Annotated in this window: 16 protein-coding genes; 9 read left to right on the forward strand and 7 right to left on the reverse strand. The window is 71.9% G+C overall.

Features of this window, described 5'->3' with window-relative positions; genetic code table 11:
• Nucleotides 1–70: 70 nt before the first annotated feature.
• Genes ACI2K4_RS17910 through ACI2K4_RS17935 form a run of 6 tightly spaced genes read left to right on the forward strand, consistent with a single transcriptional unit; the run spans nucleotide 71 to nucleotide 6,368 of the window.
• On the forward strand, nucleotides 71–994 hold the full coding sequence (locus ACI2K4_RS17910; protein ID WP_404512634.1) for an STM4015 family protein: 924 nt from the start codon (nucleotides 71–73) through the stop codon (nucleotides 992–994).
• Complete coding sequence (locus tag ACI2K4_RS17915) at nucleotides 991–1,989, forward strand: STM4015 family protein (RefSeq protein ID WP_404512636.1); 999 nt, start codon at nucleotides 991–993, stop codon at nucleotides 1,987–1,989. The genes ACI2K4_RS17910 and ACI2K4_RS17915 overlap by 4 nt, the downstream gene beginning before the upstream one ends.
• Nucleotides 1,986–3,140: an STM4014 family protein gene (locus tag ACI2K4_RS17920; protein ID WP_404512638.1), complete on the forward strand. Its 1,155-nt coding sequence runs from the start codon at nucleotides 1,986–1,988 to the stop codon at nucleotides 3,138–3,140. Before ACI2K4_RS17915 ends, ACI2K4_RS17920 begins: the two co-directional genes overlap by 4 nt.
• Nucleotides 3,137–3,958: an STM4013/SEN3800 family hydrolase gene (locus ACI2K4_RS17925; RefSeq protein ID WP_404512640.1), complete on the forward strand. Its 822-nt coding sequence runs from the start codon at nucleotides 3,137–3,139 to the stop codon at nucleotides 3,956–3,958. The genes ACI2K4_RS17920 and ACI2K4_RS17925 overlap by 4 nt, the downstream gene beginning before the upstream one ends.
• Nucleotides 3,955–5,481: a radical SAM protein gene (locus tag ACI2K4_RS17930; protein WP_404512642.1), complete on the forward strand. Its 1,527-nt coding sequence runs from the start codon at nucleotides 3,955–3,957 to the stop codon at nucleotides 5,479–5,481. The genes ACI2K4_RS17925 and ACI2K4_RS17930 overlap by 4 nt, the downstream gene beginning before the upstream one ends.
• Nucleotides 5,478–6,368 (forward strand): STM4011 family radical SAM protein, encoded by an 891-nt coding sequence (locus ACI2K4_RS17935; protein ID WP_404512644.1) that lies wholly within the window; start codon nucleotides 5,478–5,480, stop codon nucleotides 6,366–6,368. The genes ACI2K4_RS17930 and ACI2K4_RS17935 overlap by 4 nt, the downstream gene beginning before the upstream one ends.
• A 54-nt stretch (nucleotides 6,369–6,422) precedes the next feature.
• On the opposite strand, the gene ACI2K4_RS17940 is transcribed toward ACI2K4_RS17935, so the two are convergent.
• From ACI2K4_RS17940 to ACI2K4_RS17950, 3 genes are all read right to left on the reverse strand, one after another.
• Nucleotides 6,423–7,697: a DUF6745 domain-containing protein gene (locus tag ACI2K4_RS17940; RefSeq protein WP_404512646.1), complete on the reverse strand. Its 1,275-nt coding sequence runs from the start codon at nucleotides 7,695–7,697 to the stop codon at nucleotides 6,423–6,425.
• Nucleotides 7,697–8,017 (reverse strand): hypothetical protein, encoded by a 321-nt coding sequence (locus ACI2K4_RS17945; protein WP_404512648.1) that lies wholly within the window; start codon nucleotides 8,015–8,017, stop codon nucleotides 7,697–7,699. Before ACI2K4_RS17945 ends, ACI2K4_RS17940 begins: the two co-directional genes overlap by 1 nt.
• Nucleotides 8,018–8,087: 70 nt before the next feature.
• Nucleotides 8,088–8,381 (reverse strand): antibiotic biosynthesis monooxygenase family protein, encoded by a 294-nt coding sequence (locus ACI2K4_RS17950; protein ID WP_404512650.1) that lies wholly within the window; start codon nucleotides 8,379–8,381, stop codon nucleotides 8,088–8,090.
• A 536-nt stretch (nucleotides 8,382–8,917) separates the two neighbouring features.
• On the opposite strand from ACI2K4_RS17950, the gene ACI2K4_RS17955 reads away from it, so the two are divergent.
• Complete coding sequence (locus tag ACI2K4_RS17955) at nucleotides 8,918–9,916, forward strand: TerC family protein (protein ID WP_404512981.1); 999 nt, start codon at nucleotides 8,918–8,920, stop codon at nucleotides 9,914–9,916.
• 98 nt (nucleotides 9,917–10,014) lie between these two features.
• Here ACI2K4_RS17955 and ACI2K4_RS17960 read toward each other — a convergent pair whose 3' ends face one another.
• From ACI2K4_RS17960 to typA, 4 genes are all read right to left on the reverse strand, one after another.
• Nucleotides 10,015–11,034, reverse strand: a complete 1,020-nt coding sequence (locus ACI2K4_RS17960; protein ID WP_404512652.1) for an NlpC/P60 family protein — start codon at nucleotides 11,032–11,034, stop codon at nucleotides 10,015–10,017.
• Nucleotides 11,035–11,155: 121 nt separating this feature from the next.
• Entirely contained in the window at nucleotides 11,156–12,256 is a 1,101-nt protein-coding gene (locus ACI2K4_RS17965) for a mandelate racemase/muconate lactonizing enzyme family protein (RefSeq protein WP_404512654.1), read from the reverse strand.
• 23 nt (nucleotides 12,257–12,279) lie between these two features.
• Nucleotides 12,280–13,173: a serine hydrolase gene (locus ACI2K4_RS17970; RefSeq protein ID WP_404512656.1), complete on the reverse strand. Its 894-nt coding sequence runs from the start codon at nucleotides 13,171–13,173 to the stop codon at nucleotides 12,280–12,282.
• Between the two features lie 53 nt (nucleotides 13,174–13,226).
• On the reverse strand, nucleotides 13,227–15,095 hold the full coding sequence (gene typA / locus ACI2K4_RS17975) for a translational GTPase TypA (protein ID WP_404512658.1): 1,869 nt from the start codon (nucleotides 15,093–15,095) through the stop codon (nucleotides 13,227–13,229).
• A gap of 131 nt (nucleotides 15,096–15,226) precedes the next feature.
• Here typA and ACI2K4_RS17980 point away from each other — a divergent pair, with 131 nt between their 5' ends.
• Together ACI2K4_RS17980 and ACI2K4_RS17985 are read left to right on the forward strand one after the other, a co-directional pair.
• Nucleotides 15,227–16,621, forward strand: a complete 1,395-nt coding sequence (locus ACI2K4_RS17980) for a DedA family protein (protein WP_404512982.1) — start codon at nucleotides 15,227–15,229, stop codon at nucleotides 16,619–16,621.
• Between the two features lie 324 nt (nucleotides 16,622–16,945).
• Nucleotides 16,946–17,545, forward strand: coding sequence for an N-acetylmuramoyl-L-alanine amidase (locus tag ACI2K4_RS17985; protein WP_404512660.1), 600 nt, complete (start codon nucleotides 16,946–16,948; stop codon nucleotides 17,543–17,545).
• Nucleotides 17,546–17,563: the final 18 nt, after the last annotated feature.

The following is a 17,563-nucleotide window of genomic DNA, read 5'->3' on the forward strand; positions in this document are numbered from 1 at the left end:
GGGCGGCGATGTCGTCCGGGCTTGCTATGGTGTCGCCCGCCCGCACCCCCGGCCCTGGGAGATCGCGTCCATGACCATCAACAACCACGTCACCGAGTTCGCCGGTCGGCCGGTGGTCACCTTCGATTCGACGGAGGATCTGCCACCGGACGTCGGCGCGGTGGCCTGGCGGCTGAGCGCCGACTACGACGACTCGAAAGAGGCTTTCGCCCGGCTGGTCGAGGAGTTCCTCGCCCGGGTCACCCCCGGCGCGGTCCAGGCGCTGATCATCGGGCAGTGGGGTTCGGCGTACGAGGAGGAGGCGCCGGTCGAGCTGCTGGTGGAGCTGGCGCCACGGCTGATCGGACTACGGGCCCTGTTCCTCGGTGAGATGACCTTCGAGGAGAGTGAGATCTCCTGGATCAAGCAGACGGATGTGACCCCGCTGCTGGTCGCGTACCCGGGATTGCAAACCCTGCGGGTGCGCGGCTCGGACGGGCTGTCACTCACCCCGACCCGGCACGAGGGCCTGCGTGAACTGGCCTTCGAGTCCGGCGGCCTGCCCGCGACGGTGGTCCGCGCGGTCGCCGAGTGCGACCTGCCCGCGCTGACCCATCTCGAACTCTGGCTCGGCACCGACGCGTACCTCGGTGACGCGACCGTCGAGGATCTGGCGCCGATCCTGTCCGGCTCCCGGTTGCCGGCCATCGAATACCTGGGGCTGCGCGACGCCGAGATCGCCGACCAGGTCGCGGCGGCGCTGGCCGGTGCCCCGGTGGTGGCCCGGCTGCACACGCTGGACCTGTCGCTCGGCATCCTCTCCGACGACGGGGCGAACGCCCTGCTGGCCGGGCAGCCGCTGACCCACCTGCGCCGGCTCGACCTGCACCACCACTTCGTCGGCGCGGAGCTGGCCGCTCGGCTGGTCGAGGAACTGCCCGGGGTCGACGTCGACCTCTCCGACGTTCAGCAGGCCGACAGGCACGGCGACCGCTACGTGGACGTGTCCGAATGACGGTCGGTCACCGCACCGAGTTCGCCGGCCTGCCGGTGCACAATTTCGACCCGGAGACGCCGGGACCGGTCGACCCCGAGCGGCCGGGACCGGTCGACCCGGACCGGCCGGGACCGGTCGACCCGGGCAAGGTCGCCTGGCGGATCGCGACGTGGGAGGAGGACGACAACTGGGAGGAACGGCCCTCACCCACCTTCGAGGCGCGGTTCGAGCAGTTCCTCGACACGGTCGACCCCGCGTCGGTCAGCGCGCTGGTGCTCGGCTCCTGGGGGTACGCGGCCTTCAACACCCCGCCGTACGCCCAGCTCTGCGCCGCCGCCGACCGGCTGACCGGGCTGCGCGCGCTCTTCCTCGGCGACATGACCAGCGAGGAGTGCGAGATCTCCTGGATCCGGCAGGAGGACCTGACCCCGGTGCTGGAGGCGTACCCGGCACTGGAGGTGCTCCGGGTCCGGGGTTCGGAGGCGAACTCCGCCCCGGTACGACTCCGGCCGCTGCGCCACCGCGCGCTGCGCGAGTTGGCCTTCGAGACCGGCGGCCTGCCCGCCGAACTCGTCCGCGCGGTCGGCGACAGTGACCTGCCGGCCCTGACCCACCTGGAACTCTGGCTCGGTACGGAGCACTACGGCGGCGACGCCACGGTGGAGGATCTGGCGCCGATCCTGTCCGGCACCCGGCTGCCGGCCCTGGGCTACCTCGGGTTGCGCGACGCCGAGATCGCCGACCCGGTGGCGGCGGCGCTGGCCGGTGCTCCGGTGGTGGCCCGGCTGCACACCCTGGACCTCTCCCTGGGCATGCTCGGCGACGCGGGTGCGGCGGCGTTGCTGGCCGGGCAGCCGCTGACCCACCTGCGCCGGCTCGACCTGCACCACCACTTCGTCGGCGAGGAACTGGCGGCGCGGCTGGTCGAGGAGTTGCCCGGGGTCGAGATCGACCTGGGCGAGGGCATGGACCCGGGCGACGAGGACGAGTACTACGTGGCCGTGGCGGAATGAACCCCGGGGCACCGCTGGTGGTGGTCGGCAACCCCGGCAACCGCCGGATCACCGGGTTCCTGGCCGCCGCCGTGGGCACCTGGACCGGTCCGGTCCAGGTGCTGCCCTGGCGGCGGCTCGCCGAAGGTCCGGTCACGCTCCCCGACGGGGCGGTCGTCCGGGTCGACTCGCCAGGTGAGGACGCCGAGGTGGACCGCCTGCTGCGCGGTGCCGCCGACCCGCCCGCACACGGCGAGATCCTCGGCGGCGCCGCCTGGTACGCCGGGCTGCGCGCCGCACTGGACCGGCTGGCCGAGGCCGGGGCGCAGGCCGGCGCGACCCTGCTCAACGATCCGGCCGACATCGCCGTGCTCTTCGACAAGCGGGCCTGCCACGCCCGGCTGGCCGGTGCCGGGGTGCCGGTGCCGGCCGCCCTGCCGGTGTCGCCGGGCGACTACCGCGAACTGCGCGACCTGATGGCATCGGCCGGCTGGGCCCGGGTCTTCGTCAAGCCCGCCCACGGTTCGTCCGCCTCCGGCGTACTGGCGCTCGAGGTGGCGGGGGATGCCGGGCGGGTAGCGGTCGGTGGCGGTCGGGTGCAGGCGACCACCTCGGTCGAGTTGGCTGCCGACGGTCGCCTCTTCAACTCGCTGCGGCTCCGCCGCTACCGGCAGGAGCCGGAGGTGGCTGCGATCGTCGACCGGCTCGCCCCGGACGGGCTGCACGTGGAGCGCTGGTTTCCCAAGGCCGGGCTGGGTGGACGCACGATCGACCTGCGGGTGCTGGTGGTGGCGGGCGCGGCCGGGCACGTGGTGGTCCGTTCCAGCCGTGGTCCACTGACCAATCTGCACCTGGGCAACGACCGAGGCGATCTGGCCGAGGTGCGCGCGGCGATGAGCCAACCGGCGTACGCCGACGCGCTGCGCACCTGCGTACGCGCTGCCGCGTGCTTTCCCGGCAGCCTGCATGCCGGGGTCGACCTGATGATCGGCACCGACTGGCGGCGGCATATGGTGGCCGAGGTGAACGCGTTCGGCGACCTGCTGCCCAACCTGCTCGACCAGGCGGGCCGGGACAGCTACACCGCGCAACTGCACGCACTGCGCGGCGGCCGGTTCGACCAGTGGCGGGCGGAACCGGCGGCCGTCGACCGGAGGGGGTGGGGCGGATGAAGGACCTGATCGGCAGCCACGACCTGCTGTTCGTCACATTGGACACACTCCGTCACGACGTGGCGGCCGAGCTGCTCGCGGCCGGCCGGACGCCGAACCTGGCCCGGGCGCTGCCCGACGGCTGGGAGCGCCGGCACAGTCCGGCGAGCTTCACGTACGCCGCGCACCAGGCGTTCTTCGCCGGCTTCCTGCCCACACCGACCGAGCCGGGCACCCATCCGCGACTCTTCGCGGCGGCCTTCCCGGGCAGCGAGAGCACCGGCGACCAGACCTGGGTGTTCGAGGCACCGGACGTGGTGACCGCGTTGGCCACCGCCGGTTACCACACCGTCTGCGTCGGCGGTGTGGGCTTCTTCAACCGCAAGCCGCCGCTCGGCGCGGTGCTGCCCGGTCTCTTCGCCGAGTCGCACTGGGAGCCGGAGTTCGGGGTGGCCGCACCGGGCTGCTTCGAGGCCCAGCTCGACCGGATCGCCACCGTTGTTCCGACGGTCCCGGCCGAACAGCCGCTCTTCCTCTTTGTCAACGTCGCCGCGATGCACCAGCCCAACCGGCACTACCTGGCGGGGGCCGACCGGGACAGCCGGGACAGTCACGCCGCCGCGCTGGAGTACGTCGACCGTCACATCGGCCGGCTCTTCGCCCTGGCCGGCTCCCGGGACCGCCCGTGCCTGGTCGTGCTCTGCGCCGACCACGGCACCGCGTACGGCGAGGACGGCCACAGTGGACACCGGCTCGGCCACGAGGTGGTGTGGACGGTGCCGTACGCGCAGTTCACGCTGGCGCCGGGGGACTGGGGCAAGCCGGGGGACTGGGAGTGAACCGGCCGGTGGTCGCGGTGGACGACGGTACGTTGGACGGCTCCCCCTACCAGGGCTACCTGTACGCGTACCCACACAAGACGGCGTACCGCCCGCTGCGTCCCCGCCCGCCGTTGAGCGAGGTCTGGGCCGGGGAGCGACGGGACGCCCTCTTCCTCTACCTGCACCTGCCGTTCTGCGAGATGCGCTGCGGTTTCTGCAACCTGTTCACCCGGGCCAACCCGCCGGCCGAGCAGGTGCGCGGTTATCTCGACCAGTTGGCCCGGCAGGCCCGACGGGTGCGCGAGGCGCTCGGCGCCGACGCCGACTTCGCCCGGGTGGCGATCGGCGGCGGCACGCCGACGTACCTGACCGCCGCCGAACTGACCGAGATGTTCGACGTACTGGCCGGGTTCGGCGCCCGCCTCGGCGCGGTGCCGATGGCGGTGGAGACCTCGCCGGCCACCGCCACCCCGGACCGGATCGCGGTGCTCGCCGAGCGGGGCACCAGCCGGATCAGCATCGGGGTGCAGAGCTTCCTGGACCGTGAGGCACACGCCGCCGGTCGACCGCAGCGCCGGGACGAGGTGGAGCGGGCGCTGGAGACCATCCGGGCACACCGGACGGTCGAACTCAACCTAGACCTGATCTACGGGATTCCGGGTCAGACCGCGCGTACCTGGGCGGAGTCGTTGACCGCGGCGCTGTCCTGGGCACCGGAGGAGGTCTTCCTCTACCCGCTCTACGTCCGCCCGCTGACCGGTCTCGGCCGCCGCGGCGGCTCGGCACCGGGCGCGGGCGGCGGAATATCGGGCGGCGGAATATCGGGCGGCGGAATATCGGGCGGCGGAATATCGGGCGGCGGAATGTCGGGCGGCGCCGGGGCGGGTCCGGTCCTGCTCGACGGCGGGGCGTCGGGCGCCCGGGACGAGAGCTGGGACCGGCAGCGGCTCGACCTCTACCGGCAGGGCCGGGACACCCTCCGGGCGGCCGGTTACCGTCAACTCTCGCTGCGTCACTTCCGCCGGGCCGACCTGCCGTACGACGGCGACGCCGACGCGGAAGGCGGCGGCACGCGGGACGGCGGCGGTCGACCCGACTACTGCTGCCAGGACGACGGCATGGTCGGTCTCGGTTGCGGTGCCCGCTCGTACACCACCGACCTGCACTACTCGTTCGACTACGCGGTCGGCGTCGGCCAGGTGCGGGCGATCATCGACGACTACCTGCGCCGGCCGGAGAGCGACTTCGACGTGGCCGAGGTGGGTTTCCGGCTGGACGGGGTCGAGCAGCGTCGGCGGTGGCTGGTGAAATCCCTGCTCCGGTCGGAGGGGTTCGCCACGGCGACGTACCACGACCGGTTCGGCACCGCCGTCGCCGACGACTTCCCCCAGCTCGACCGGCTCGCGCGACGGGGCTGGTTGGCCACCGAGGACGACCGGCTGTCGCTCACCGACGACGGCATCGAACGGGCCGACGCGATCGGGCCGTGGCTGGTCTCCGGGCCGGTACGCACCGCGATGGCGGAGTACGCGCTCCGATGAACCTCTCCATCCTCTACCGTGGACCGCTGGCGAGCTGCAACTATGACTGCCCCTACTGCCCGTTCGCCAAGCGGCGGGACCGCCCGGCCGAGTTGCGCGCCGACCGGGAGGCGTTGCGCCGGTTCGTCGACTGGGTGGTGAGCAACCCGGACGACGACCAGATCTCGGTGCTCTTCACGCCCTGGGGCGAGGGGCTGACCCGCTCCTGGTACCGGGAGGCCATGGTCGAGCTGTCCCGGCTGCCGCAGGTGACCCGGGTGGCGATCCAGACCAACCTCGCCGGCCGGGTGGAGTGGCTGGCCGACGCGGACCGGCGCGCGGTGGCACTCTGGGCGACCTACCACCCCGGACAGGTACGTCAGGCGACCTTCCTGCGGCGCTGCGAGCGGCTGACCGAGTTGGGGGTGCGTTACTCGGTCGGGGTGGTCGGGCTGCCGGAGCACCTGGCCGAGGCGCGGAGCCTGCGCGCGGCCCTGCCCGAGCAGGTGTACCTCTGGGTCAACGCCGCCGACGGGCACCGGTACGACCCGGCCGAGGAGGCCGACTGGACCGCCGTCGACCCGCTCTTCGCCTACAGCGTCCGACCGCACCCGTCCAGCGGTGCGCCGTGCCGGGCCGGCGAGAGCGTCATCTCGGTACGGGGCGACGGCTCGGTACGACGCTGCCACTTTGTCGACACCCCACTGGGCAACCTCTACGACGGTTCCTACCGCCCGGCGTTGGCACCCCGCCCCTGCCCGAACGTGGCCTGCGACTGCCACATCGGCTACGTACACCTGAAGACGCTGCCGCTCTACGACGTTTTCGCCGGTGGGGTGCTGGAGCGGATCCCGGCACCGGGTCCGGCCGACGCGCGGTGGGGCGTGCCGGCCGGAGCCCTGCGCTGACCGGTCCGGTCCTGCCGGCGGAAGGGGGCGGGCCCGGTCGACGGGACCGTCCAGTCAGGTCTGGAGGACCGGGTCGTACTCCGCCGATTCCAGGCCGAAGGTCCAGGCCACCCCGGCGCGGGCGGTGCGGGTCTGCGGCGGCACCCGGAGCCAGTAGGTGCGGCTGGTGCCGTCCGGCTCCGGCGTCGCGTTGACCACCTCGACCATCACCAGCGGCTCGTCCTGCGGCAACTCGATCCGCCAGAGCACGCCGAAGGTGTCCTGGTGGATCGCCCTGGCGTTGCTCTCGCGCAGGTAGCGCTCGTAGCCGAAGTGTTCGAGCATCACCCGGCGCACCTCGGCGTTGCGCTCGGCCCGGATGCGTTCGACGGTCAACCGGGGCAGTTCGGCGGCGACCTCGGCCGGGATCGGCATGCCCCGCCAGGCGTGCAGGCCGAAGCCGTCCGGGTAGACCAGCGCCGGCCCGTCGCCGTGGTGCAGCCGACCCAGGTTGTCGCGTTCGAGGCGCACCGGTCGCTCGGTCAGGAGCGCGATCCGCTCGTACGGCCACCACCAGCCGGCCGCATCGGCGACCCCGGCCAGGCCGGAGACCCGCTGGTCGTGGTCGAACGCGCTCAACCAGGCCGCGTCGTGCTGCCCGAAGACCACGTCGAGCAGGGCGGTGCGGGCCCGCTGGGCGAACGGCTTCGGCAGACCTCGGGTGACCTCGTCGGCGAGCCGGGTGCGCAGCGGCGTGACCACCCGGTCGTTGACCAGGTGCCAGGTCCGCTGCCCACCGGCGGCCCAGTGCGCGGCCCAGCCCGTCGGGCCGAGCCGGGTGACGGCGGCGGCGCGGGCCGAGGCCCACGCGGTGGTGCGCAGCCGGGCCCGGACCGAGCGGCCGGTGGCCCCGGGCAGGGGTTCGTGCCCCTGCGCCCGCAACGTCGCCACCACCTCGGTCAACGCCCGGACGGCGTCGTCGTCGGCGCCGTGCAGCGCCGTCACCAGCCAGGACGGGAGATCGGCTGGGGGATTGGGGCCGCCGGGCCCGGCGGCCCCGAACCCGCCGGGTCCGGCGGGGCCGGAGGTGGAAACGGTGAGCAGCGCCGCGGCGAGTGCCCCGGCGTACGGGGAACCGAGCCAGAGGATCGTCTCCGGCTCGGCCAGCCCGGCGGCGACGTACGCCCGGCGGACCGCCCGCTCTGCGGCCGGGCGGTCGGCGGGAGCCGTGCGCAGTCCACGCTCCAACCAGTCTTCGGCGGCGACGGCCAGCGCGCTGCTGGGCACGGCGTGGCCGGACGAGTCGGGCCGAGGCTGGTCGGAGCGGGCGGAAAGGGTGGAAGTGGTCATCAGTCGGCCACCGGCCGCCACGAGCCGGGAAGGTACTCCCGCTGCCGGACCACCCGGTAGGCACCGGCGGGCAGCGGGATGGGGCCGTGCTCCTCGTGGCCGAGCCGGCCGTAGCCGTCGATCAGCAGGATCGACGGCTCGGTCTGGTCGGGCAGTGTCCACAAGGTGACCCCGGTCCCGCTGACCACGTGGGCGTGCCCGGTGGCCTCGCCCCGGGCCAGCACCAGACGACCCCGCGCGTCCCGGGCCGCCGGCACCAGTCCGGCGGGAATGTCGCTCCGGTCGATCCGGTGGACGAGCACATCGCCCTGTCGGTACATCTGCCGGCTCCTTCCGGTCGTCCACGAACGACCGGAAGGCTAGCCCCGGGGTACGACAGAACGAGGAGCCTCAGGCCGGTACGTCGGTGAAGTGCTCGACCACCGGCGGCGCGGCGAAGAACGGGCCGATGAGTCCACGCCAGGTGACGAACCGTTCGGTGGCGCGGAAATTCTCCTCGTGCGCCGCGACCGAATCCCACTCCACCAGCAGGACAAACCGGGACGGCGACTCGATGCCCCGGGTCATCCGGATCGAGCGGCAACCGGGCGTGCCGTGCAGGGTCCGGTGCCCTTCGGCGTACGCGGCGGCGAACTCGTCCTCGCGGCCGGGAATGACATCGATCAGGGCAACCTCGAGCACCATCGGAACAGCCTCGCACGGTCGCCCAAGCCATCCCACCCCGGGGCGACCGTTCCCAAGCACCGAACGACCTGACGACCGAACGACCGAACGACCTGGCCACCGAACGACCTGACGACCGAACGACCGGACGGCCCGACGACGTGACGACCGCACCACCGAATGCCCCGACGACCTCTGACACCTAGCCTCCTAGGAAGCCGCAGCGGGGGTGAGGTGGGCGGAACGGAACGTGAAGGTGAACGAGGGCGAACGTGAAGGTGGGCAAGAACGCATCGGCCCGAGGTGCCCGACCCGTCCGGGATGGGGGATGATGAAGCCGAGGAGGGGAGTATTCCCCTGCGGCGGCGTCGTCAGCACGGTCGGTCACCGGTTCGTCCGGTGGGTGACCCGGCCCGTCGGTCGGCGGCAGGTGGCACATCGCGACTGCCGCCGGTGGAAGAGACCTCCGACAGTCACCACACTCGGCACCACCGACCACGGCACGCCCCGACGGGTGTGCCGTTTCGGGTGTGCCGAGTGCCTGCCGGAGGAATGATCTGAACGTGTCCACCTGGGTGTGGGTCGTAACGCTGGTCGCGCTGGGCGCGTTGCTGTCCGTTGATCTGCTGATCATCGGGCGCCGGCCGCACGAGCCGAGTATTCGGGAGTCCAGCCTCTGGGTCGGCTTCTACGTCCTGCTCGCCCTGCTGTTCGGGGTCGGGCTGTGGTTGACCAGGGATCTCTCCACGGCGACCGAGTTCTACACCGGCTGGCTCACCGAGTACAGCCTCTCGGTGGACAACCTCTTCGTCTTCGTGATCATCATGGGTCGCTTCGCGGTTCCCCGCCAGTACCAGCAGAAGGTGCTGCTCATCGGCATCGTGCTGGCGCTGGTGATGCGGGGCGGCTTCATCGCCGCGGGAGCCGCGCTGATCTCGCAGTTCTCCTGGGTGTTCTACATCTTCGGCGCGTTCCTGGTCTACACCGCGATCAACTTCTTCCGCCAGGGCGAGCCGGAGGAGGAGGACTTCAAGGAGAACCTGCTGATCCGGTGGAGCCGGCGGGCGTTGCCGATCTCGACCGACTTCGCCGGTGGCCACCTGACCGTACGGGAGAACGGGCGACGGCTCTTCACCCCGCTGCTGATCGTGATGATCGCGATCGGCACCACCGACCTGATCTTCGCCCTCGACTCGATCCCGGCGATCTTCGGCATCACCCAGGACCCGTACCTGGTCTTCACCGCGAACGTGTTCGCGCTGATGGGTCTGCGGCAGCTCTACTTCCTGCTCGGCGGGCTGCTCGACCGGCTGGTCTACCTCAACATCGGCCTCGCGGTGGTACTCGGCTTCATCGGGGTGAAGCTGGTGCTGGAGGCGCTCGCCGACAACAACCTGCCGTTTGTCAACGGTGGCGAGCACGTGGGCTGGGCGCCGCACGTGCCGATCTGGCTCTCCCTGGTGGTCATCCTGGGCACGCTGGCGGTGGCGACCGTGGCCAGCCTGATCAAGTCGGCCAGCGACCGGCGCAAGGAGCTCGCCTCGGCCGGCCGCTGACCCACCGGTCGCGCGGCCGGCTCGTCGGTCCGGCACGTTGGTACGTCGCGCGGCCGGCTCGTCAGTCCCGTGCGTTGGTACGTCGCGCGGCCGGCTCGTCAGTCCGGCGGGAGGCCGACCCGGTGCACCCCGACCAGGGTCGCCTCCCGGTCCGCCGTCAACGACTCCTCCAGCACCCGACGTTGGCTGTAGGAGGCGTGCAGCATCCGCCGGTGGTCACCGTCGACCGGTGTGGTGCTGACGATGCCGACGTGGTGCACGTGCTGGCCGGGGCGGGCGAAGAGGTAGAGGTCGCCGGGGCGTTCCGCGCCGAACGGCACCGGTGTGGTGGCGTTCGCCTGGTCGTCGGCGTCGCGGGGCAGCCGTACGCCGAACCGTCGCCAGGAGAGGTGGACCAGCCCGGAGCAGTCGATGCCGTACGCGGAGACGCCGCCCCAGAGGTAGATCGCGTCCCGTAGCCGACGTGCCGCCGCCAGCACCTCGACCGCCGTCGCCGGGCGCTCGGGGAGCACGGCGAGGTGCTGCTCCGGTGCCCAGAGCGGCTGCTCGTGGCCGGGCGCGTGGACCGGGCACCAGCCGTCCCGGCGGGGGCCGACCGGGGTCAGCCGGGTGCCGAGGACAACCCCGGGGACCACCACCGGACCCGCCGGTGCGGCGTGCAGCGCGGTGGCGGTGGCGTCGACCACCAGTGGTGCGGCGGTGTCGGGGGCGTCCGGTGCGGTGGCGAGCTGCCCGACCGGCATCCAGCCGGGATAACCGCGCGGGTCGAGCTTGGCGGCGGGTTGTTCGGTGGCGATCAGCCGGGCCCACCCGTCGGGCCGGATCTCCTCGACCAGCACCCGCTCGCCGAGCAGTAGCTGGCTCAGCACACAGTCGCCGACCTGCTGGTCGTCGGTCATGGCGGCGATCCAGGCCGGGATGTCGGTGCTGCTCGGGGCGAGTGCCGGCCCGTCGACGGGCCGGACGGCCTCCGGGCCGGCCCAGAGGGTGGCGACGGCCACCCGGACGACGGCCTCCCGACCCGCCCGTACCTCGTTCCTTCCGGCTGCCGGCGGCGCCGCGTGCGTGGGCGGGGCTGTCCTCGCCCGTGATCCGGCGCCCGTTCGCGATGCTCTCACCTGGGACCAACCTCCCCCGGCCTTTCCGGCCGACCCTACGGAACGGGCCGGCGACCGGCAAGGATCGATGTTCTTCCTTGCCTGACCCGGCAGCCGCGCCCGGGTCGAGCAGAGCTTCCGGTCAGCCGCCGTCCTTCGACGGGTGGTCGAGGTGGTCGAGGTCGACGCCGAGTCCGGGGGCGTCGGGCAGGACGACGGTGGCGCCTTCGTAGCGGACGCCGCCGCGTACCGGCGACGAGGCGAGCCACCAGGCGGCGTCCAGGTCCGAGGTGGCGCTGGTGCCGTACGCGGCGACCAGGCTGGCGGCGGCGCCGACCCCGATCGGGCTCTCCATCATCGAGCCGACGATGGTGCCCATCTCGTGTGCGGCGGCCAGGTCCAGCAGGCTGCGGGCGGGTCCCAGGCCGCCGCACTTGGCGAGTTTGACGTTGACCATGTCGGCGGCCCGGCGCCCGATGACGGCGACCAGGTCGCGCAGCCCGAAGACGGCCTCGTCGGCGAGGACGGGCACGGTGACCCGGTCGCTGACCCAGGCCAGCCCGTCCAGGTCCCAGCGGGACACCGGTTGTTCGACGAACTCCACGTCCAGGTCGGCGTCCTCGATGTCGCGGATGATCCGGACCGCCTCCCGTGGGGTCCAGCCCTGGTTGGCGTCGAGCCGGATCCGCACGGTCGGCCCGGCGGCCGCCCGGACCGCGCGTACCCGGGCCAGGTCACCCCCGGGGTCCGCGCCGACCTTGAGTTTCAGCACGGTGAACCCCTCGGCGACCCGTTGGCCGGTGGCGCGGGCGAGCGCGTCGGCCTCGCCGGCGGCGAGGGTGACGTCGGTCGGGACCCGCAGGGTCGTACCGCCGAGGAGCCGGACCAGGGGTACGCCGAGGCGTCGGGCGGCCAGGTCGTGCAGGGCGGTGTCGGTTGCGGCCTTGGCGGCCTCGTTGCCGGCGACCGCGCGGCGTACGTCGGCGCAGCGGGTGACCAGGTCGTCGGGGTCCCGGCCGACGAGCAGCGGGGCGAGCATTTGGGTCACGCAGGCGTCGGCGCCGGCGGTGGAGGCGCCGGTCACCTGCCAGACCTGTGGTGCCTCGCCGAAGCCGGACCGCCCGTCGCTGTCGACGACCTCGACGACCAGGGTTTCGACCGTGGTCGTGCGGCGCAGCGCGGTGACGAACGGGGTGTGCAGCGGGGCGGTGAGCCGGTGGGTGCGGACGGAGGCGATGGCCATGGCGGCACCCTATCGGCGGGTGTTCACCGTTTCGGGTCGGTTTCCGGTGCCGCTGGTCGGAGGTCGTGCCGGGCGGTCCAGACGGTGGCGGAGACGTGGGCGATCAGGCGCCGGGCGGCGGTGTCCGGGTCGGTCCGGGTGATCCCCCGGCCGTCCGGGTGGTCGCTGGTGCAGACCACCAGGGTGTACGGGGGCGCGTCGTCGGGGAGGACCACCCCGGCGGCGTGCCGGATGCCGCGTACCCAGCCGTTCTTGAGGGCGACCCGGGTTCCGGGCGGCAGTCCGGCGGCGAGGTCTTCGTGGTGTTCCTGGGCGAGCAGGACGTCGAGCATGGCGGCGCAGGTCGCCGGGGTGGCCAGCGGTCCGGGTTCCCGGGCGCCCCGGGCGATGGTGCCGAGCAGGGCGGCCAGGTCGGCGGCGGTGACCGGGTTGTCGATGCCGGCGTCGCGGGCGGCGAAGTCCTCGATGCCCCGGCCGGTGTGGCTGTGCCGGGCGCCGGCCAGCGCCCAGACGGTGGCGACGGCGGGTAGGCCGACGTGGTCGAGGAGCAGGTTGGTGGCGAGGTTGCTGGATTTGACGATCATGCGTTCGGCGAGCCAGCGCAGGGGGCTGTGGCCGTCGACCCGGGCCCAGACGGCGGGGTCGTTGTCGTTGCCGGGTTTGCAGCGGAAGCGGGGTGCGCCGGGGCGGGCCGAGTGGAACTCGTTCTTCACCGGAACCGGGGTGTCCAGGTCGAGCGTGCCGGTGTCGGCGGCCCGGTAGAGGGCGGCGAGTACGGCGATCTTCATGGTGCTGGCGGCGTAGTGGGTCACGTCCGGCAGTCGGGTGTACGCGGGTGCGGCGTCGAGCCGCCCCGCGTACACCGAGACCGTGCCGTTCGTGCCGGCCAGCTCCTGGTCGAGCCTGTCCCAGGTCATGCCGCCGACCGTAGTCGATCAGCGGCTGGCCGGGACGGTGGCGGGGGAGTGGGTCAGCCGGCGTGCTTGCGGCGGGCGGCGGCCCGGCCGCGGGCGTTCTGGTCGAGGACGACCTTGCGCAGCCGGATCGCGTTCGGCGTCACCTCGACGCACTCGTCCTCGCGGCAGAACTCGAGGGCCTGCTCCAGCGACAGCTTGCGCGGCGGGATCAGCTTCTCGGTCTCGTCGCTCGTGGAGGAGCGCATGTTGGTGAGCTTCTTCTCCTTGGTGATGTTGACGTCCATGTCGTCGGAGCGGGAGTTCTCACCGACCAGCATGCCCTCGTAGACCTCGCTGGTGGGCTCGACGAAGAGGGTGCCGCGCTCCTGGAGGTTCATCATCGCGAACGGGGTGACCACGCCGGCCCGGTCGGCGACGAGCGAGCCGTTGTTGCGGGTACGCAGCTCGCCGAACCACGGCTCGTAGGACTCGAAGACGTGGTGCAGGATGCCGGTGCCCCGGGTGTCGGTGAGGAACTCGGTCCGGAAGCCGATCAGGCCACGGGCCGGGACCAGCCACTCCATCCGGATCCAGCCGGTGCCGTGGTTGACCAGTTGCTCCATCCGGCCCTTGCGGGTGGCGAGGAGTTGGGTGATGGCGCCGAGGTACTCCTCCGGGGCGTCGATGGTGAGCCGTTCGACCGGCTCGCAGGTTTTGCCGTCGATCTCCCGGGTGACGACCTGCGGCTTGCCGACGGTGAGTTCGTACGACTCGCGGCGCATCTGCTCGACCAGGATGGCCAGCGCGAGCTCGCCCCGGCCCTGGACCTCCCAGGCGTCCGGTCGTTCGGTCGGCAGCACCCGCAGCGAGACGTTGCCGATCAGTTCCTTGTCCAGCCGGTCCTTGACCATCCGGGCGGTGACCTTGGCGCCCTTGACCTTGCCGACCAGGGGCGAGGTGTTGGTGCCGATGGTCATCGAGATGGCCGGTTCGTCGACGGTGATCAGGGGCAGCGGCCGTGGGTCTTCGAGGTTGGCCAGCGTCTCGCCGATCATGATGTTCGGGATGCCGGCGACGGCGATGATGTCACCGGGTCCGGCCGACTCGGCGGGCTTGCGTTCGAGGCCGTCGGTCATCAGCAGTTCGGAGATCCGGACCCGCTCGATGGTGCCGTCGATCCGGCACCAGGCGACGGTCTCGCCCTTGCGGATGGTGCCCTCGCGGAGCCGGCAGAGGGCGAGCCGGCCGAGGAACGGCGAGGCGTCGAGGTTGGTGACGTGTGCCTGGAGCGGGGCGTCCTCGGTGTAGGCCGGCGGCGGGATGGTGCCGAGCAGGGTGCGGAACAGCGGCTCCAGGGAGGTGCTGTCGTCCGGCACGGTGCCGTCGGCGGGCATGGTCAGCGAGGCGATGCCGTCGCGGGCGCAGGCGTAGATGATCGGGAAGTCGATCTGTTCCTCGTCGGCGTCCAGGTCGAGGAAGAGTTCGTAGGTGTCGTCCACGACCTCCTTGATCCGGGCGTCCGGCCGGTCCACCTTGTTGATCACCAGGATGATCGGCATGCGGGCCTTGAGAGCCTTGCGGAGCACGAACCGGGTCTGCGGCAGCGGGCCCTCGCTCGCGTCGACCAGGAGGACGACGCCGTCGACCATGGTCAGGCCGCGTTCGACCTCGCCGCCGAAGTCGGCGTGGCCGGGGGTGTCGATGATGTTGATCGTCACCGGGTCGGTGCCGTCCGGCGGGACGTACTTCACGGCGGTGTTCTTGGCGAGAATGGTGATGCCCTTTTCTCGCTCCAGGTCCATCGAGTCCATCACCCGGTCGGCCATCTCGGCTCGGGCGTGGAACGCACCGGCCTGTCGCAGCATGGCGTCAACCAGGGTTGTCTTGCCGTGGTCGACGTGAGCGATAATGGCGACGTTGCGTAGGTCGGCGCGGGTCTGCATGCCCCTATCCTCCCTCCTCCCCGCGCGGCTTCGCGCCGGGGTCACCCCGGAGGTGGTCGGGATCTCCCCCAAACCGCTGTCACAGGGTTGTCCCGGGCTGTCATGCTGGCCGGCGTGGTCCGGGGGTGGATATGCATTCGGTGGTGACGCTGCTCGAGCAGCTCCCGCCGCTGCTGGTCTACCTGGTCGCGGCGGCGTTGGTGGCGGGGGAGACCGGCCTGTTGGTGCTGGGGCTGTTGGTGCCCAGCGAGGCGACGCTGCTCCTGGTCGGGTTCCTGGCGTACACCGGGACCCTGGATCTTGGTACGGCGCTGGTGGTGATGATCTCTTCGGCGCTGCTCGGGGACACGGTCGCTTTCCGTAACGGGCGCAAGAACGGGCCCCGGTTGCGGGCGAGCAAGTGGGGCCAGCGGATCGGGGCGCACCGCTGGGCGAAGGCGGACCGGATGCTCGACCGGCTCGGTGGGCGGGCGGTGTTGGCGGCCCGCTGGATCGCGTACGCGCGCACGCTGGTGCCCCGGCTGGCCGGCAGTGCCGGGATGCCGTACCGGCGGTTCGCGCCGTGGAACCTGGCCGGGGTGCTGACCTGGGTCGGCGGTTCGGTGGTGGCCGGTTACCTGGCCGGTGAGTCGTACGAGACGGTTTCGAGCTATCTGGGCAAGGCGACCGGGGCGGTGCTGGTGCTGCTGGTCGCGGTGGTGGCGATCGTCCTGGTCGGTCGGTGGCTGGGCCGCAACCCCGATCCCGTACGCGCGATCCTGGGCCGGGCCCGCAGGTTGCCGCCGGTGCGTTGGCTCGCCGGCCGGTACGGGGTGTTGTTCTTCCTGCTGGCGATGCACATCGGTCCGGGCTGGACCCTGTTGATCAATCTGGTCGCCGGGCTCGGCCTGCTCTTCGCCACCGGGCTCGGGCTGGCGTACCTGGTCGGCGTGGTGGTGCACCAGAGTGGCCTGTACGTGGTGGACCACGCGATCGCGGCCTGGTTCGCGGAGCAGCGGGCCGACGGCACCGTGGACGCCGCGGTCACGGTGCTGAACGTGTTCCGGGGATCGTTCCTGATCATCGCGGTGGCCCTGGTGGCGGTGCTGGTCGGCTGGCGGTCCCGGCCCTGGCAGGCGGACCTGGTCAGCGTGGTCGGCACGGTCGGGGCGTCGCTGCCGCTGGTGCTGCTCGCCCTGGTCGCCGACCTGACCCAGCCGGGACAGCGCACCCCGACGCTGGCGGGTACGACGGTGGCGGCGTTCCCGAACCAGAACGCGATCGTGACCGCGGGTCTGTGCACCCTGGCCTGGTTGCTGGCCCGGCAGACCCGGTGGCCGGTCGCGGTGGCCGCCTGGACCGGGGCGGCGGTCGGGGTGGTCACGGTCGCTTCGGCCCGGCTCTACGTCGGTTGGAGTTCGGCCAGCGAGACGGTCACGTCGATGCTGCTCGGGGTGCTCTGGACGGTGGTGTTCATGATCGCCTGGGCGACCCGGGACCGGGCCGTACGCGGCAAGCCGCCGGTGGCGTCCCAGCCGATCGGCTGAGCGGGGTCTGGCTCTCGCCCGGTACGGCGAACCGGATGAACCACATCCGTCGCACCGACAACGCCCGTACGTCGACGCTGCGGTGCGGGCGCTTCCGGATTCGCCAAAATCGTTTTCCGTGATCCGTCGCCTCCTTTGATCGAATTCTCGGTGGATCGACTGTCGGCAGTGTTCCGGCGGTTGATCTGACGTGCGCGCGACAGAAGTTGGCATGCGTTTGCCCTGGTCAGCGGCGTTCGGGTGACGATACGCTCAACTAGGACAGGTTGGACGATCGGCATTGTCAATCCATTCCGGGTTAAGGCACGCCGATAGGAGAATTCAATGGCACTCTGGACCGATCTCGCCACCTGGCGTGGCCCTACCGTCAACTCGGGTGACGGCGACAGGAACGGTAACGAGGCCAGCGATCGGATGGTCGAACATCGCGGCATCGTGCTGCACATCGCCGAGGGCTACTTCGAGGGCACCATAGCCTGGCAGAAGAATCCCTCCGCCCGCGTCTCGTCACACTTCGTGGTCGCGAAGGACGGACGGATCGCGCAGATGGTGGACACCGACATCCGGTCCTGGGCCCAGCGGTCCGGGAACCCCACGTGGCTCAGCGTCGAGAACGAGGGCTTCGTCCCGGGCGAACTCACCGCGCAACAGGTCGAGGCCAACGCGCGCCTGCTGGTACGCGCCCACCAGGTCTACGACATCCCGCTGCAGATCGCCACCAGTCCCTCGGGGCGGGGTCTCGGCCACCACAGCATGGGGGCGGAGAGCGGCGTGAACTGGGGGCATCCCCAGTGTCCCGGCCCCGCCATCATCGCCCAGAAACCGGACATCGTCGCCCGGGCACAGGAACTCGCCGATCCGGAGGACGACGGGGCGCCCGTCGCCCCCGGGCGGCCCCGGCGCAGATGGATCATCGACGACTAGGAGATCGACACCAGAAAG

The organism is Micromonospora sp. NPDC050397 (genome assembly GCF_044901685.1).
Taxonomy (GTDB): Bacteria; Actinomycetota; Actinomycetes; order Mycobacteriales; family Micromonosporaceae; genus Micromonospora_G.

Excerpts from the sequence above, each read along its gene's own strand:
- ACI2K4_RS17910 (WP_404512634.1), top strand. The coding sequence starts at position 71 with ATGACCATCAACAACCACGTCACCGAGTTCGCCGGTCGGCCGGTGGTC.
- ACI2K4_RS17915 (WP_404512636.1), top strand. The coding sequence starts at position 991 with ATGACGGTCGGTCACCGCACCGAGTTCGCCGGCCTGCCGGTGCACAAT.
- ACI2K4_RS17920 (WP_404512638.1), top strand. The coding sequence starts at position 1,986 with ATGAACCCCGGGGCACCGCTGGTGGTGGTCGGCAACCCCGGCAACCGC.
- ACI2K4_RS17925 (WP_404512640.1), top strand. The coding sequence starts at position 3,137 with ATGAAGGACCTGATCGGCAGCCACGACCTGCTGTTCGTCACATTGGAC.
- ACI2K4_RS17935 (WP_404512644.1), top strand. The coding sequence starts at position 5,478 with ATGAACCTCTCCATCCTCTACCGTGGACCGCTGGCGAGCTGCAACTAT.
- ACI2K4_RS17940 (WP_404512646.1), bottom strand. The coding sequence starts at position 7,697 with ATGACCACTTCCACCCTTTCCGCCCGCTCCGACCAGCCTCGGCCCGAC.
- ACI2K4_RS17945 (WP_404512648.1), bottom strand. The coding sequence starts at position 8,017 with ATGTACCGACAGGGCGATGTGCTCGTCCACCGGATCGACCGGAGCGAC.
- ACI2K4_RS17950 (WP_404512650.1), bottom strand. The coding sequence starts at position 8,381 with ATGGTGCTCGAGGTTGCCCTGATCGATGTCATTCCCGGCCGCGAGGAC.
- ACI2K4_RS17965 (WP_404512654.1), bottom strand. The coding sequence starts at position 12,256 with ATGGCCATCGCCTCCGTCCGCACCCACCGGCTCACCGCCCCGCTGCAC.
- ACI2K4_RS17970 (WP_404512656.1), bottom strand. The coding sequence starts at position 13,173 with ATGACCTGGGACAGGCTCGACCAGGAGCTGGCCGGCACGAACGGCACG.
- typA (WP_404512658.1), bottom strand. The coding sequence starts at position 15,095 with ATGCAGACCCGCGCCGACCTACGCAACGTCGCCATTATCGCTCACGTC.
- ACI2K4_RS17980 (WP_404512982.1), top strand. The coding sequence starts at position 15,227 with ATGCATTCGGTGGTGACGCTGCTCGAGCAGCTCCCGCCGCTGCTGGTC.
- ACI2K4_RS17985 (WP_404512660.1), top strand. The coding sequence starts at position 16,946 with ATGGCACTCTGGACCGATCTCGCCACCTGGCGTGGCCCTACCGTCAAC.